14 protein-coding genes are annotated in these 14,924 nt (G+C 69.1%); 5 read left to right on the plus strand and 9 right to left on the minus strand.

The window, feature by feature from the left end; genetic code table 11:
• The first annotated feature begins 26 nt into the window (after positions 1-26).
• From ACFY1H_RS05575 to ACFY1H_RS05585, 3 genes are read left to right on the plus strand one after another with little or no spacing between them, the layout of a single operon-like run.
• A complete protein-coding gene (locus ACFY1H_RS05575) occupies positions 27-944 on the plus strand; it encodes a metal ABC transporter solute-binding protein, Zn/Mn family (protein ID WP_386944870.1) in 918 nt (305 codons plus the stop codon).
• On the plus strand, positions 944-1,780 hold the full coding sequence (locus tag ACFY1H_RS05580) for a metal ABC transporter ATP-binding protein (protein ID WP_220244774.1): 837 nt from the start codon (positions 944-946) through the stop codon (positions 1,778-1,780). The genes ACFY1H_RS05575 and ACFY1H_RS05580 overlap by 1 nt, the downstream gene beginning before the upstream one ends.
• Before the next feature lie 3 nt (positions 1,781-1,783).
• Positions 1,784-2,677, plus strand: coding sequence for a metal ABC transporter permease (locus ACFY1H_RS05585; protein ID WP_366582358.1), 894 nt, complete (start codon positions 1,784-1,786; stop codon positions 2,675-2,677).
• A 1-nt stretch (position 2,678) separates the two neighbouring features.
• On the opposite strand, the gene ACFY1H_RS05590 is transcribed toward ACFY1H_RS05585, so the two are convergent.
• From ACFY1H_RS05590 to ACFY1H_RS05605, 4 genes are read right to left on the minus strand one after another with little or no spacing between them, the layout of a single operon-like run.
• On the minus strand, positions 2,679-3,053 hold the full coding sequence (locus ACFY1H_RS05590) for a hypothetical protein (protein ID WP_366582359.1): 375 nt from the start codon (positions 3,051-3,053) through the stop codon (positions 2,679-2,681).
• A gap of 58 nt (positions 3,054-3,111) precedes the next feature.
• On the minus strand, positions 3,112-4,431 hold the full coding sequence (locus ACFY1H_RS05595) for a hypothetical protein (protein WP_366582360.1): 1,320 nt from the start codon (positions 4,429-4,431) through the stop codon (positions 3,112-3,114).
• A gap of 52 nt (positions 4,432-4,483) precedes the next feature.
• On the minus strand, positions 4,484-5,707 hold the full coding sequence (locus tag ACFY1H_RS05600; RefSeq protein ID WP_386944795.1) for a DUF445 domain-containing protein: 1,224 nt from the start codon (positions 5,705-5,707) through the stop codon (positions 4,484-4,486).
• Between the two features lie 42 nt (positions 5,708-5,749).
• The gene (locus ACFY1H_RS05605; protein ID WP_386944872.1) at positions 5,750-6,925 is read right to left on the minus strand and encodes a DUF445 domain-containing protein; all 1,176 of its coding nucleotides are present in this window, start codon (positions 6,923-6,925) and stop codon (positions 5,750-5,752) included.
• Positions 6,926-7,309: 384 nt separating this feature from the next.
• Between ACFY1H_RS05605 and ACFY1H_RS05610 the strand changes: the two genes are divergently transcribed.
• Positions 7,310-8,455 carry a hypothetical protein gene (locus ACFY1H_RS05610; RefSeq protein WP_366582362.1) on the plus strand — a complete coding sequence of 382 codons (1,146 nt, stop codon included), beginning with the start codon at positions 7,310-7,312 and terminating at the stop codon, positions 8,453-8,455.
• 121 nt (positions 8,456-8,576) lie between these two features.
• Positions 8,577-9,227 (plus strand): class II aldolase/adducin family protein, encoded by a 651-nt coding sequence (locus ACFY1H_RS05615; RefSeq protein WP_386944797.1) that lies wholly within the window; start codon positions 8,577-8,579, stop codon positions 9,225-9,227.
• Here the strand turns inward: ACFY1H_RS05615 and ACFY1H_RS05620 are convergent.
• From ACFY1H_RS05620 to ACFY1H_RS05640, 5 genes are all read right to left on the minus strand, one after another.
• Positions 9,224-9,709 carry a TFIIB-type zinc ribbon-containing protein gene (locus ACFY1H_RS05620; RefSeq protein WP_386944799.1) on the minus strand — a complete coding sequence of 162 codons (486 nt, stop codon included), beginning with the start codon at positions 9,707-9,709 and terminating at the stop codon, positions 9,224-9,226. The two genes, ACFY1H_RS05615 and ACFY1H_RS05620, sit on opposite strands and share 4 nt — an antisense overlap.
• Positions 9,710-9,944: 235 nt before the next feature.
• Positions 9,945-11,378 carry an MBOAT family O-acyltransferase gene (locus ACFY1H_RS05625; RefSeq protein WP_386944801.1) on the minus strand — a complete coding sequence of 478 codons (1,434 nt, stop codon included), beginning with the start codon at positions 11,376-11,378 and terminating at the stop codon, positions 9,945-9,947.
• A 182-nt stretch (positions 11,379-11,560) separates the two neighbouring features.
• On the minus strand, positions 11,561-12,520 hold the full coding sequence (gene rlmB, locus ACFY1H_RS05630; protein ID WP_366582365.1) for a 23S rRNA (guanosine(2251)-2'-O)-methyltransferase RlmB: 960 nt from the start codon (positions 12,518-12,520) through the stop codon (positions 11,561-11,563).
• A 37-nt stretch (positions 12,521-12,557) separates the two neighbouring features.
• Positions 12,558-13,946 carry a cysteine--tRNA ligase gene (gene cysS, locus ACFY1H_RS05635; protein ID WP_366582366.1) on the minus strand — a complete coding sequence of 463 codons (1,389 nt, stop codon included), beginning with the start codon at positions 13,944-13,946 and terminating at the stop codon, positions 12,558-12,560.
• A gap of 42 nt (positions 13,947-13,988) precedes the next feature.
• Entirely contained in the window at positions 13,989-14,675 is a 687-nt protein-coding gene (locus tag ACFY1H_RS05640; protein WP_386944803.1) for an HAD family hydrolase, read from the minus strand.
• Positions 14,676-14,924 lie beyond the last annotated feature (249 nt).

Below are 14,924 nucleotides of genomic sequence, written 5' to 3' on the forward strand. Positions count from 1 at the left end.
CAGGAGAGTCTTCGATGAGTTCCCGCCTGAGTACCCGCCGCGCCCGCGGCGTGCTCGCCGCCGCTTCGGCTCTGACCGTGTTCGCGCTCAGCGCGTGCTCCAGCACCGACTCGGGTGCGACCGCCGCCGGTTCCGGTTCCTCGACCTCGGGGCAGATCAACGTCGTCGCGGCCACGGACGTGTGGGGCAGCGTTGTCACGGCCGTCGGCGGTGACAAGGTGGCAGTCAAATCGATCATCCACGACCCGACGGCCGACCCGCACTCGTACGAGTCCACCGCCGACGACGCGCTGGCGGCGAAGAACGCGCAGCTCACGCTCGCCAACGGCGGCGGCTACGACGACTTCTTCGGCAAGCTGGCGGACCAGGCGTCGGGCGCGAAGAAGCTCGTGGCCTACGACATCGCCGCGACCGGCGACGAGAACGAGCACGTCTGGTTCGACCTGCCCGGTGTGGAGAAGGTGGCCGACCAGGTCGCCTCGGCGCTCAGCGCGATTCAGCCGGCGTCGAAGCAGACCTTCGACGACAACGCCGCGAAGTTCAAGGGCGAGGTCGACGCGCTGGTCAAGAAGACCGAAGCACTCGGCGCCGCGCACCCGGGCACCAAGGTCGTGGTGACCGAGCCCGTGGCCCACTACCTGCTCGAGACCGCGAAGATCACCGACGCGACCCCGAAGGCCTTCTCCGACGCGGTCGAGAACGAGACCGACGTGCCCGCCACGGCCGTCAACGACTTCACCCAGCTCATCAAGAACAAGCAGGTCAAGGCCCTGATCAACAACGTCCAGACGGTCACCCCGCTGACCCAGCAGGTGGTGTCGGACGCGAAGGCGTCGAACGTCGCCGTGGTCGACGTGGCCGAGACGCTGCCCGCCGACGTCACGGGTTACATTGACTGGATGACCAAGGAAGTGGACTCGCTGTCCGGGGCTCTGAACAGCTGATGTCCGCCGCGCTCTCGACGGTTCGCCCCGCGGTTCGCGTCCGCGGGGCGGGCCTGGCCTTCGGCAGCCGCACCCTCTGGTCCGGGCTCGACCTCGATGTCGAGCAGGGCGAGTTCCTCGCGATCCTCGGCCCCAACGGATCCGGCAAGAGCAGCCTGCTCAAGGCGTTGCTCGGCATGCAGAGCCTCTCGGCCGGCAGCGTCGAGATCGCCGGCGGCCGCCCGGGCGGCGCCAACCGCAAGGTCGGCTACATCCCGCAGCAGCGCGCGATCGACGACGGCCTGACCCTGCGCGGCGTCGACCTCGTGGGCCTCGGCCTCGACGGGCACCGCTGGGGGACCGGCGTGTTCGGCATGCGAGACCGACGGCGTCGCGTCGCCGAGGCGATCGAGGCGGTCGGTGGCACGGCGTACGCGAAGCAGCCGATCGGGCGGCTTTCCGGCGGTGAGCAGCAACGCCTCCGGGTGGCGCAGTCGCTGGTCGGTGACCCATCCGTATTGCTGTGCGACGAACCGCTCCTCTCGCTCGACCTCGCGCACCAGCGCGCGGTCAGCGAGCTGATCGACCGGCGCCGGCGTACGGCGGACACGGCCGTGCTGTTCGTGACACACGAGATCAACCCGGTGCTGCAGTTCGTCGACCGCGTGTTGTACCTGGTCAACGGCTCGTTCCGCGTCGGCAAGCCCGACGAGGTGATGAATTCCGAGACGCTGTCCGAGCTGTACGGCACGCGCGTCGAGGTGCTGCGCGTCGGCGGGCAGATCCACATCGCGGGTTCGCAGAGCTCCCTGTGCGAAGACCAACCGCACCACCACGAGCAGGAAGCAGTGGGCTGAGCCTTGGACGGCATGTTCGACTTCGCCAAGACGTGGGAGCTGATCACCGAGCTGCCCGGCGTCCAGACGGCCCTCATCGCGGCCGCCGTGCTCGGGCTGCTCGCCGGCATCCTCGGCCCGCTGATCGTGATGCGCCGCATGTCCTTCGCGGTGCACGGCACGTCGGAGCTGGCCTTCACCGGCGCGGCGGGCGCGCTGCTGATCGGCGTCGGCGTCGAGTACGGCGCACTGCTCGGTGCCGTGGCCGCCGCGCTGCTGCTGGGCATCCTCGGCACCCGCGACGCCGACCGCGACTCCGTGATCGGCGTGATCCTTTCGTTCGGCCTCGGCATGGGCGTGCTGCTGCTGTCGTTCTACAAGGGACGGTCGGCCAACAAGTTCGGCATTCTCACGGGCCAGATCATCACCGTGGACTCGACGAACCTGACGTCACTGGTGGTCTCGGCCATCGCCGTGCTGGCCGTGCTGGCGTGCGTCTACCGGCCCCTGCTGTTCGCCAGCGTGGACCGCAACGTCGCCGTCGCGCGCGGCGTGCCGGTGAAGACGCTGACGGTGGTGTTCTCCCTGCTCGTCGGTGTCGCCACGGCGCTGAGCGTGCAGATCGTCGGCTCGCTGCTGGTGGTCGCCCTGATGGTGACCCCCGCCGCGGCCGCCGCCCGCGTCACGGCGAGCCCGTTGCGCGCCACCGTGCTTTCGGTGATCTTCGCCGAGGTCGCGGCCCTGGGCGGCATCATCCTGTCGCTGGCCCCGGGCAAACCGGTGAGCGCCTTCGTCACGGCCATCTCGTTCCTGATCTACCTGGTCTGCCGCGCCATCTCCTGGGCGCGCGACCGCCGCACCGGCGTCCGCACAACACCGGCGGCTCGGCAACCGGCGCCTCCGGTGGCGGTGGGCTGAGTCAGTAGCCCTGCACCCAGGCCGTGCAGACGACTTCCTGGTTGTACGTGATCGGGTTCTGGAACCACGCGCACGCCCGGTAGCGCAGGCCGCCGTTGGGCGGGCGGTACTCCGTGTAGCCCTGGCCGACGGCCAGGTGGTTCGCCTGGTTGCTGTCGATCCACACGTCAGCCGGCTGGCTCTTGGCGGCTTTGACGATCCCGGGGTACGCGGTGACGCTCACGAAACCGCCGTTCGCGTCGGTGCGGCAGTTGCGGTAACCGCCGTGGTCGCTGCAGCCCTGCAACGCGGAAGCACCGGGCGCGGCGAGAGCGGCGGCGCCGAGGAAGGCACCGGCGATGGCGAGCGTGGCTGCGATCGTGCTCGGCTTCTTCATGTAGTTGATCATGACATCGCGAAGGTGCCGGTGTGAGCGCTTTGCCTGGATCGGGTGATCAGCCCACCGGGTGCGCCGCCATCGCCGTCTTCACCGCCGCGATGAAGCCGTCGTTCGTGAACGGCACGAGGCCGCCGACGACGTTGCGTTCCACGGCCTGCAGCACGACCACCCGCGAGTTCACCAATTCGCTGACCGCGGCCGCCTGGGGCGTCTTGTCGGTGGAGTAGGCGAGGTAGGTCAGGTTCGTGAAGGCCGCGGAGAGGTAGCGCGAGGACGCGAGGCTGAACGAGTCTCCGTAGACCAGCGTGGGCTCGGCGATCGTGCCGGGCAGGGGCACCGAGGTGCGATGCACCGGAGTGTCGATGTTGGAGATGAAGCCGGCCGCGCGGTCGGTGACGCCGTCGGGCTCGAGGGTGTACTGCGTGTTCGACTTGGTGCCTGTCTTGCCGATCAGCAGCGGCAGGTCGGCAACGCCGTCGTACACGCCGTCCGGAGTGGACTGCCAGCTCTGGGTGACCCCGGGCTGCGCAGCCTCGGCGAGGGCCCGGGCGAGGACGACGCCGCCTTCGTCGCGCCAGTGCGTGTCGTTCGGGGCGTAGATCGGGTGGCCCACGTGGGCGGCGGACGCGGCCAGAGCCGGGCGCAGATCCAGGGAGTGGCCGACGGTGGTCATCTTGTACCAGTCGTTCGGCGCGGCGGCCTGCGAGCACTCCTTGCCCGGGTAGCTGTCGGGCAGGAACTGGGGCACCATCGTCGTCTTGTCCGGCGTCACGACGAAGATGAACTTGCGCCCGGACGCCTCGACGGCGGTGCGCAGCTCGTTGACCTTCTTGAGCGTGGTGTCGATGTCCTGGGTGGGCGTGCACTTCGCCTCGGCGTCGTAGCCGTAGTACAGCCAGCCGTCGAGGCCCTGCACGACCTTGCGGTAGCCGGCCTGGTTGCTGCCCGGCAGGCTCGGCGTGGCCGGACCCTGGTTGGGCGCGCCCGGCTGTTGCAGCGGCGGCGCCGGGATGGGGCCCGAGTCCGACGACGAACCCTGGTCCAGCGGCGCGTCCTCACCGAAGACCCCGCGGCTGATGCCGTCGGCCGCGTTAATGGCGCTCGCGCGGAAGGACAGCTGGTCGACGGCCCACGTCGGCAGGCCGGTGAAGAAGCCGAAGCCGTCGGTGATGCTGGGGAACCCCGCGAGCTTGTGGTTCTCGATCTCGGTCGGGCGCACCCCGAACACCCACAGCAGCGTGGGCGTGGTGAAGAACAGCAGCGCGCAGATCAGCGCCGTGAGCTGCCGCTTGCCGTGCCGCGGACGATGCAGCGCGTGCTCGCGGGGCAGGTACGCCTCGTGGACGGCTGGCAGCTGAGGGGGTTGGGACGCCACTCGATCACGGTAGCCACTTCGGGTGAACGAGGTGTGGGCAACCACCGAAAAGTCAGCCGAGCATGAGCAGGACCTGCAGCTCACCGACGATGAACCCGATCACACCACCCACCGCGATCAGCTTCCACTCGTCCTGGCGGAACGCCGGCCGCAGCAGCCCCTCGAACTCCACCGGCGTCATCGCGAGCATGCGCTGCTCGATGACCTTGGCGACGTCCATGGCCTGCGTGAGGTAGCCCTCGGCGTAGCGGACGGTCTGCGGCAGCTCCGCCAACGCCCGCCGCGCGGCTTCGTGCTTCATCTCCTGCAGCCGGCGCCCGCCGACGGCCAGGGTGAGCACGGGCTTCGCGAGGCTGGCCTGCTCGTCGACGGCGTGGCTCACCGCGCGTTCGACCATGGCCACGAGCCGGTCGGACTTCGGGCCGCGCAGCAGGGCTTCGAGCAGGTTCGCCGTGGTCAGGACTTCGTTGGCGATCAGCTCGCCGTACTGCCGGGCGACCTCGGCGCGGCGGCGCTGGAACTTGCCCTGCAGGATCACGCGGCCCACGCGCACGGGCTCGCGGGGCAGGAAGATCATCTTGATCGCGAGCCAGTCGGTGAACAGGCCGATGCAGCCGCCGAAGATCGGCAGCACGAGCGGCTGGCGCGTCAACGCCCACACGACCGCCTGCACGACACCCAGGCCGAAGCCGAAGAAGATGCCGGCGCGGGCGATGAACGCCATCTCCGGGCGCGAGGTCTCACGGATCAGCCGCACGAGCAGGGCCTTGTCGCGGGTGAGGCTTTCGACGGTCATGTGCCGCACGTCGAGCACTTCGTCGAGGTTGTCGCGCACGTCCTCCAGGAACTCGCGCACGAGCCGCGGCGCGTTGGCCTGGACCTGCTTGATCAGCAGCTCCTGCGCGAGCGTCGGCAGCACTTCCCACAGCCTGGGGTGGTGCTCCTCCAGCACGTCGCGCGCGATCGCGTCGACGGCCCGCAGCAGCGGCTGCTCCAGCTCGCGCGTGACGATGACCGGGTCGATCTTCTCGAAGATCTCCTTGAGGTCGAGCAGGTTCGTGGTCAGCAGGTCGGTGGCGATGGCCGCCATCCGGCCGCCGTGCTTGGGCACCACGCCCTGCCACCCGAGGAACGGTTTGATCCCGACGAACTCCAGCGGGCGGAACATCATCTCGATCGCCACGCGCTTGGTGACGTAGCCGATGAGCGCGGCGATGAACGGCATCGTGGCGTAGACCGGCCAGTGCCGCGCGAGGTCGTCGAGGACTGCGTCCAAACCGGCCTCCCTCCGCTCGCCGGAGAAACCGTATCGCAGTTGTCAGTGCAGCAGGACCAGCGCCTGGAGCTCGCCGACCAGTCCGCCGATGACCGCGCCGACGGCGATCAGCTTCCATTCGTCCTGCCGGAACGCCGGGCGCAGCAGTTGTTCGAATTCCAGGGGGGTGAGCTTGCGCATCCGGTCGACGATCGTGTTGCGCACGTCGAGCGCGTTCACGGCGTAGTCCTCGGCGTGGCGGATCGTCTCGGGCACGCGGTGCGCGGCGATCGCGGCGGCCGTCTGCTTCATTTCCTGAAAGCGCTTCGTGCCGACGGCGATCGCGACGAACGGTTTCACCACGCTCGCCTGCGCGTCGATCGTCTTCTGCACTTCGCGTGTGATCATGGTGAACAGCCGGTCGGACTTCGGACCGCGCAGCACGGCTTCCAGCAAGTTGGGCACGGTGATGATCTCGCGGGCGATCATGTCGCCGTAGTCGGTGGCGACCTGGTCGCGGCGTTTCTGGAACACGCCCTGCCACGTGTAGAGGCGGAAGAACCGTTTCGGCTCGCGGGGGAGGAAGATCATCTTCAGCGCGAGCCAGTCGGTGAACCAGCCGATGCCGAGCCCGAACAGCGGCAGCACGATGGGCGATTTCGCGACCGTCCACACGAGCAGCTGAACGCAGCCGAGAATGAAGCCGAACACGATTCCGGAGCGTGCGATGAACTGCATTTCGGGTTTCGAGATGTCGCGGATCAGGCGGTTGAGGAGCGCCTTGTCGCGCACGAGGTTGGCCACGACCATGTGGTTGAGGTCGAGCACATCTTCGATGTTGGCCGCGATTTCGCGCATGATCTTCGTGATCGCGCGTGGCGCTTCGGCCTGCACCCGCTTGAGCAGCAACTGCTGCGCGGCCGTCGGCAGCACCTCCCACAGCCGCGGCTGGTAGGTCTCCATCACCTCGCGGGTGACGTCTTCGACGACTTCGAGCAGTGGTTCTTCGATTTCCTTGGCGACCTGCGCGGGGTCGAGCCGGGCGAAAATCTCCTTCGGGTCGACGAGGTTCGTGGTGAGCATTTCCGTCGCGGTCGTCGCCATGCGTTCGGCGTTCGCGGGCAGCACGCCCTGCCACCCGAGAAACGGTTTGATTCCGGCGAACTCGACGGGCCGGAACATCATCTCGATGGCCACGCGTTTGGTGACGTAGCCGATCAGCGCGGCGATGAACGGCATCGTCGCGTAGACCTGCCAGTGGTGCACCGCGCTTGCCTCCCCGTGTCGCGCTCACGCGCACGGTAGCGGGCGGCGGGGGGTGAATCGGGGAGCCGCGTCGGGCGTTCACCGGTTCGGGCTTGGCCGGCTTCCGGGCTGCCCGGCTGCGGATCGACGGTGGTGGCTCGGCGGGGCCGCGTATTGGCCGGGTTCGTGCCGGTCGGGCCCAAGACCGATCCGGTGCGTTGTTTCGGACCGTCCATTCCGGTCTCCTGTAGTTTCCTCGTTGTTCTCCCGGCTGTCCCTCCTTGTCTGCGATGCCATGCGTGACCGAGGGTTGTGCGTTTTGTAATGCAGCCGTTTGGCGGTACGTAAACACGGACCTGCCCTCACTAAGGTGGCCCGATGGTCGCGCCTGAGAAGTCCGAAGCCACCCCGAAGAGCGTCCCGTTCGCCGTCGCCGTCAGGGGTTATAACCAGCGCCAGGTCGACGAGCGGCTCACGGCGCTCTCGCGCGAGCTGCGGGAGACGTCCCACAGCCGCGACGAGGCCATCGCGACGGCCGGCGAGCTGTCGAAGGCCCTCACCACCACGCAGAACGAGCTGTCCGAGACGAAGGCCGCTCTCGTGCGGCTGAGCTCGAGCCCGTCCGGCGCCGGCGCCATGGCCGAGCGCGTGCGCATGATGATGCAGCTCGCGGAGGAGGAGATCGCCGACCTTCGCGCGGCCGCCGAAGCCGACGCCACCGCCACCCGCGCCGAGGCGGACAAGTACGCGCACGAGTCGCAGCGCACCGTCGAGCGCCTGGGCAAGGAAGCGGAAGCCGAGCGCGAGCGGCTGCTGTCGGAGGCGCAGGCGGACATCGCGTCGCGCATCGCTTCGGCCGAGGCCGACATCGACGAGCGCACGGCGGCTGCGGACGCGGACATCGAGCGCCGGACCCGGGCCGCGGACGAGGAGATCGCTTCACGCACGGCGGCGGCGAATGAGGACATCGCGACCCGTACGGCCGCGGCGGACGAGGACATCGCCACGCGCACGGCTGCCGCCAACGAAGACATCGCCACGCGCACCGCCGCCGCGGACGAGGACATCGCGACCCGCACGGCCGCTGCGAACGAGGACATCGCGACCCGGACCGCCGCGGCCGACCGCGCCCGCGCGGAAGCCGACGAAGCCGCCGCCCAAGCCCGCGCCGAAGCCGACGAGTCGGCCACCCGCGCCCGCGTCGAGGCCGACGCCGCCGCCGAAGCCGCCTCCGCGGCCGCCCGCGCCGAAGCCGACCGCGTCGCGTCCGAGGAGATCGCCAGCAAGCGCGCTCAGACGGACAGCGCCCTCGCCGACGCCCTCCAGAAGCAGACCGTGGCCACCGAAGCCCGCACCCTGGCGCTCGACCTGCGGGCGAAGGTGGCGGACCGGTTGGCTGCCACCAACGTCGCCGTTCAGGAAGCCCTGCGCCTGCTGAATCCGGCGGACCAGGCAGCCACGGAGCCGGAGTCCGTTGAGGACGCTGCCGATTCGTCGGAATCCGAGGACGTCACCGCTCGCTGATTCCCCGGTCGTTTGCGGGCCCACCACACCGGTGGGCCCGCTTTTTTTCGGCTTCGCCTCGCTCGCCACCGATGTCCGCGGTGAGAATGTCGCTATCGACCAGCGCCGGAGGCCCAGTCCTTTGATCCTCGAAGACGAACGCGCAGCCATCTGCTCCCACGCCCGCCGCCTGTCTCCGGACGGCCTGGCCGTCGCCACCTCCGGCAACCTCTCCATCCGTGACGGCGCCCTCGTCGCCGTCACCCCCACCGGCGTGGACTACTCGACTTTGGCGCCTTCGGACATCCCCGTCGTCGGCCTGGACGGCGAGGCGGTCGACGGCCGTCTCCGCCCCACCAGCGAACTCCCCCTGCACCTGGCCATCTACAACCAGGCTCGGGACCCCGACGGCTCCCCGGTGAACGCGGTCGTCCACACGCACTCCCCCCACGCCACCGCCGTGTCCACCCTGGTCGACGAGCTACCGCCCATCCACTACCTCGTGGCCACCCTCGGCCCGTCCGTCCGCGTCGCCCCCTACGCGACCTACGGCACTGATGCTTTGGCCACCCACATGCTCACGGCGCTGGACACTCGCCGCGGCTGCCTGCTGGCCAACCACGGCACCATCACCTACGGCGCCACTTTGGCTGCGGCGTACGACCGGGCGCGCCAGCTCGAGTGGCTCTGCCAGGTGTGGCTCCTGGCCCGCTCGGCCGGCACGCCGGCTTTGTTGCCGGCCGATGAGATCGGGCGGGTGGTGGAAAAACTGCGTGGTTATGGGCAGGGTTAAAGCGTTGCCCGCAGCCGCTCAATGCCGCGCAGCACCCGGTCGCGATTCTTCGCCGCTTTCAACCACCCGGGCAACTTGGCGACCATTGTCATCCTCCGCTGCCACTCACCCTCGCCGACGACGACCTTCTCCCGAAGCTTCGCACCAACAAAGGCCTCGAGGTAGTCAAGGTGCGCTTCGTTGTACGCCCACAGCACATTCCCACCGCAATCACCTTGCAACCACAGCGGCTCGCACAGATAGGGATCCCGCACAGTCCCGTTCGGCGCCGGCCCGGAGCACGTCTGACCGGTCTGGTCCCGCACCTGCCCGCACCGCCCACAGACCAGCCGCCGGGTCTCCCGCAACTCCCCGGCCGCCCCTGGCACGACAACCACCCTGGCGCATTCGCCGCACCGCGGACACCGCACCAGCACCTCACCGGCGGCAAAATGCCACGCGGTCAGCCGCTGGTCGCGGAACCGCTGCTGATCGACTGTCACGTTCGCCCCTCGGTCGTCAACTGTTGCGTCGACGGACCACCCACTGTGCCATGCTCGGTGAGTGCCCGATGCTTCCGTCGCAAAGCTCATCGCCGACGTCGATGCTCTTGTCGCGTGCTTGGAAGCGTCGATTCCGACCAGATCAGTGCGGTGAACGAAAAGATTCACGCCCTTGGCGGTCGAATCCGGAGTCAGGCCATCGAACTACGTCGCTGATCGGTGGTCTTCCGAACGGCTAGAACTGGTAGTACAAAAACGGACTGAACGTCCCCGTAGCCACCAGAATCGCGGCGTACACCAGCCCCGCCGTCATCACGCCCACGCGCAGAGCCGTGGCCGGACGGGTCCGTGACGACTCCAGCAGCGGGCCCGTAACCGGGTGCGCCGGGAGTACGAACACGGCCAAGGCCAGGATCAGGATCACCAGCCGCTGGTTCGTCAGTGCGCTCGAAACCACGTCGCCCAGGCCGCCGAAGTCGGGCAGGAGCATGTGGCCGATCATGCTCAATGCGTGCGGCAGGTCGGCGGAGCGGAAGAACACCCAGCCGAACACGACGAGGACCAGGGTCAGCACCCGGCGGCCGATGCGGGCGGCGCGGCCGGTGGGGGTGTCGCCGAGGTTGAAGCGGCGTTCGATGACGAGCAGGGCGCCGTGGTAGCAGCCCCAGACCAGGAAGGTCCATTGGGCGCCGTGCCAGAAGCCGGTGAGGACGAAGACGATGCAGAGGTTGCGGTAGGTCTTGCCGGCGCCCGAGCGGTTGCCGCCGAGGGGGATGTAGACGTAGTCGCGGAACCAGCGGGACAGGGACATGTGCCAGCGGCGCCAGAATTCCGTGATGGTGACCGACGAGTACGGCCGCGCGAAGTTCTCCGGGAGGCGGAAGCCCAGCATGCGGCCGAGGCCGATGGCCATGTCCGAGTAGCCCGAGAAGTCGAAGAACAGCTGCAGCGTGTAGCCGATGGCGCCGAGCCACGCCGTCGCGAACGTCATCTGGTCGGGGGGCGTGGAGAAGCACGCTTCGACCATCGGGCTGAGCGAGTCGGCGACGATGGACTTCTTGCACAGCCCCAGTGCGAACCGCGGGAAGCCGGCGGCGATGTCGTCGAGGCGGTGGGACCGGTGCTGCGGCAGCTGGTCCGCGATCTCGCGGTAACGCACGATGGGACCGGCGATGAGCTGCGGAAACATTGCGATGTACGCCGCGAACGACACGGGGTTGCGAAGCGCACGACGTTCACCGCGGTAAATGTCCACGGTGTACGAAATGTGGTGGAACGTGTAGAACGAGATGCCGATCGGCACCACGATGCTCGCGACGCCGACGTCACCGCCGAACCAGTGCGCGACGGCCGCGATCTGCTGCGTCGCGAAGCCCGCGTACTTCCAGATGACGAGCACCAGCACGTCGAGCGTGACGACGCCGATGAGGATCCGCTTGCGCCGCGTGCCGCGGACGTCCCAGGGGCTGGGCTCGAGCGCCGGCCCGGCGAGGAAGTTGACGGCCATGCAGCCGAGCAGCAGGAACAGGTATGGCCCGGCGCCGATCGTGTAGAACAGCAGGCTCGCCACCGCGACGATGCCGTTGCGCCAGTTGCGCGGGCACACCAGCACGGCGACCAGCACCGCAGGCATGAAGTACCACAAGAACAGCGGCGAAACGAACGACATCGGTGACGGACCCCCTCGGTTCCGGAGCTGACCTTAGCCCGAGCGGGTGGCGCCGTGGAGCGAAGCCCGGCGGATCCGGACGCGAATCACTGAGGGTGGTGGCGAAAGGGGCAAATGGACCGGTTCAGACCACTGCCGGGCCACCCTGAAACAGGGAGCCCGGCAGTGGTCGAACGGAAACGTCAGCTCAGCCGGCCCGCGGCACGCCGACGGCGGGCGACCTCGGCCAGCAGCACGCCGGCGGCCACCGAGGCGTTCAGGGACTCGACGCCCGCCGCCATGGGGATGGAGACGGTGGCGTCGCAGGTTTCGCGGACCAGGCGCGACAGGCCGCGGCCCTCGGAGCCCAGGACGATGACCAGCGGGTCGGCTGCGAGTTCCAGGGCGTCGATGTCCACGGTGCCGTCCGCGTCGAGGCCCACGATCATCAGGCCCTCCGACGCCCACGCCTTCAGCTGCCGCGTGAGGTTCGTCGCGACGGCGATGGGGAGCTTGGCGGCCGTGCCGGCGCTGGTGCGCCACGCGACGGCCGTCATGCCGGCGCTGCGGCGTTCGGGCAGGAGCACGCCCTGGGCGCCGAACGCGGCGGCCGACCGGATCACCGCGCCGAGGTTGCGCGGGTCCGTGACGCCGTCCAGCGCGACGAACAGCGGGGTGCTGCCGGAGTCGCGCGCGGCTTCCATGAGGTCGTCCGGGTGGGCGTACTCGAACGGCGGCACCTGCAGGCCGAGGCCCTGGTGCATGGCGCGGTTGGTCTTGCGGTCGAGCTCCTCGCGCGGGATCTCCAGGATGGAGATGCCCTTGTCGGCCGCCAGCCGGACAGCCTCGTTCACGCGGTCGTCGATCTCGATGTTCACCGCGACGTACAGCGCGGTGCCCGGGACGTCGGCGCGCAGGGCCTCGACGACCGGGTTGCGGCCGGCGATGAGCTCCGGGCGGTCGGCCTTCTTCTGCCGCGCCTGCTCCCGCGTCTTCGCGGCGTTGGCGGCGCGGTACGCCTTGTGCCCGGGCCGGTCCTCGGCCTTCGGCGTGGGGCCCTTGCCCTCGAGCGCCTTGCGCCGCTGCCCGCCGGAGCCGACGACCTGGCCCTTCTTGGTGCCGGTCTTGCGGACGGCGCCCTGACGCCGTGAGTTGCCTGCCATGTGTAACCGAGTCCTTAATCCACCGCAGTGGAACGGATCAGGAGTTCCTGACCGTCCACTGCGGACCGTTCGGGGTGTCCTCAACCACGATGCCCGCCTCGGTGAGGCGGTCACGGGCGGCGTCCGCGCGCGCGAAGTCCTTCGCGGCGCGCGCCTCCTGGCGCTCGGCCAGCAAGCCTTGTACGAGCTCGTCGAGCGCTTCGCGGACGGGGGTCTCGCTGCCGCCGCCGTCGGCCCAGCGGTCCGACAGCGGGTCGATGCCGAGCACGTCCGTCATCGCGCGCACCGACGAAGCGAGTTCGAGAGCCTTGGGAGTATCGCCCGCGTCGAGCGCGGCATTACCGTCACGCACCGTGTTGTGTACCACGGCGAACGCGGCCGGCGTGGCCAGGTCGTCGTCCATCGCGGTGGCGAAGTCCGGCTGCACGGCGCCCGCGAGCACCTCGCCGGCGGCCGCCGCGCGCCGCAGGAACGCTTCGATGCGCCGGTAACCCTGCGCCGCCTCCGCGACCGCGCCGTCGGAGTACTCGACGGTGGAGCGGTAGTGCGGCTGCACGAGGTAGTAGCGCAGCTCGGGCGCGCGGTAGCGCTCCAGCATCGCCGGGATCGACACGGTATTGCCCAGCGACTTCGACATCTTCTCGCCGGACATCGTCACCCACGCGTTGTGCAGCCAGTACCGCGCGAACGGGTCGCCGACGGCGTTCGACTGCGCGCGCTCGTTCTCGTGGTGCGGGAAGACCAGGTCGACGCCGCCGCCGTGGATGTCGAACTCCGGGCCGAGGTAGTTGGTCGACATCGCCGAGCACTCCAGGTGCCAGCCCGGCCGCCCGTCGCCCCACGGCGTCGGCCACGACGGCTCGCCCGGCTTCGCGCTCTTCCACAGCGTGAAGTCGCGCGAGTCGCGCTTGCCGCGGGTCGGGGTCTCGCCCTGCTGCACCTCGTCGAGCTGCTGGCCCGACAGCTTGCCGTAGCCGTCGAACGACTTCACGGAGAAGTAGACGTCACCGTCGGCCGCGTAGGCGTGCCCGCTGTCGATCAAGCGCTGCATGAGCGTGATCATCTGCGTGATGTGCCCGGTCGCGCGCGGGTTGACCGACGGCGGGAGGCAACCCAGGTCGTCGTACGCCTTCTCGAACGCGCGCTCGTGCGTGGTCGCCCACTCCCACCACGGCCGGCCCGCTTCGGCGGCCTTGGTGAGGATCTTGTCGTCGATGTCGGTGACGTTGCGGACCAGGAGCACGTCGAGTCCACTGTGGAGCAGCCAGCGCCGCAGGACGTCGTAGTTCAGCACTCCCCGCACGTGCCCGATGTGGGGCACGCCCTGCACGGTGGCGCCACACAGGTAGATGGACGCCGTTCCGCTGCGGACGGGAACGAACTCCCGAGGGGCACGGGTCGCGGTGTCGAACAGGTGTAGGGCCACCCATAAAGGGTACGGGGTCGGTGTGGTCGATGTCGCAAGGCGTCAAAAGACGTCGTGCTTGCGCAGGGCGCCGAGAAGTGCATCCGGTCGTTCGGCGGTCGGCAGCGGGTCCACGAGCTCGAACGCGCAGCCCAGAGCGCGTGCGCCGCCGTCGGCTTCCTCGCTGTCGCCGATCATGAGGGTTTCTTCGGCGCGGACGCCCAGCTGGTCGAGGGCCGCCTTGAAGATCTCGGGTTGTGGTTTGACGGCTCCGACCTCGAACGACAGGACGAATCCCGCGACGTGCGCGTCCCAGCCGCGCTGGGTGAAGGCGGGGCGGATGTCGAAGGCGATGTTGCTGAGGACCCCGACCTTGCGGCCGGCTGAGGCGCCGAGTTTGAGGGCGGCCTCGGTGTCGGGGTAGGGCGTCCACTCGCTGGGGGTGATGAGGCGGTTGTAGAGCGCCTCGGCCTGCTCGCGGTGGGGGACGCCGGAGCGGGAGAGGACTTCGAGGTAGACCTTGCGGTGGAGGGCCGGGTCCAGGTCGCGGTCGTTCCAGGCTTGCTGGTATTCGGCGTCGAGTTCGACGACTTGGCCGACGGGGGCGGTCATGCGGCGCATGAGCTCGGTCTGGGCTTCGAAGTCGAGGGATTGGCCGTGGTCGTCGATGACGTCGGTGAGCCAGGTGGAGTCCTGCTCTAGGCGGAAGAGGGTGCCGGAGAAGTCGAAGAGGACTGAGTTGATGGCCACGGGGGTCAGAGTAGCTAGGTCTGGGGGTTGGGGGAGGTGGTCCGATGGGGTCGGGTTGTTGGGTCTTGGGGTTCTCGGGGGTCTTGGGGTTCTCGGGGGTCTTGGTCCTCGCAGGGGCGTGTTGCGTGGGTTGTGGGTTCTCGGTCCTGCGCGGGGGCGTGTTGCGTTGGGCGTGCACCCCGAAGCTGGATTGTGTTGACGGCCGGTGAGCCGTTGTCAAGGCGGGAAAGCGTGCCTTGACAACGGCTC

The sequence above is a fragment of the Amycolatopsis sp. NPDC001319 genome (assembly GCF_042896185.1).
In the GTDB taxonomy this organism is placed as follows: Bacteria; Actinomycetota; Actinomycetes; order Mycobacteriales; family Pseudonocardiaceae; genus Amycolatopsis.

What these genes read in the sequence shown, in the direction of transcription:
- ACFY1H_RS05580 (WP_220244774.1), top strand. Translation starts at nt 944, where the DNA reads ATGTCCGCCGCGCTCTCGACGGTTCGCCCCGCGGTTCGCGTCCGCGGG.
- ACFY1H_RS05590 (WP_366582359.1), bottom strand. Translation starts at nt 3,053, where the DNA reads ATGAAGAAGCCGAGCACGATCGCAGCCACGCTCGCCATCGCCGGTGCC.
- ACFY1H_RS05605 (WP_386944872.1), bottom strand. Translation starts at nt 6,925, where the DNA reads ATGCCGTTCATCGCCGCGCTGATCGGCTACGTCACCAAACGCGTGGCC.
- ACFY1H_RS05610 (WP_366582362.1), top strand. Translation starts at nt 7,310, where the DNA reads ATGGTCGCGCCTGAGAAGTCCGAAGCCACCCCGAAGAGCGTCCCGTTC.
- ACFY1H_RS05625 (WP_386944801.1), bottom strand. Translation starts at nt 11,378, where the DNA reads ATGTCGTTCGTTTCGCCGCTGTTCTTGTGGTACTTCATGCCTGCGGTG.
- rlmB (WP_366582365.1), bottom strand. Translation starts at nt 12,520, where the DNA reads ATGGCAGGCAACTCACGGCGTCAGGGCGCCGTCCGCAAGACCGGCACC.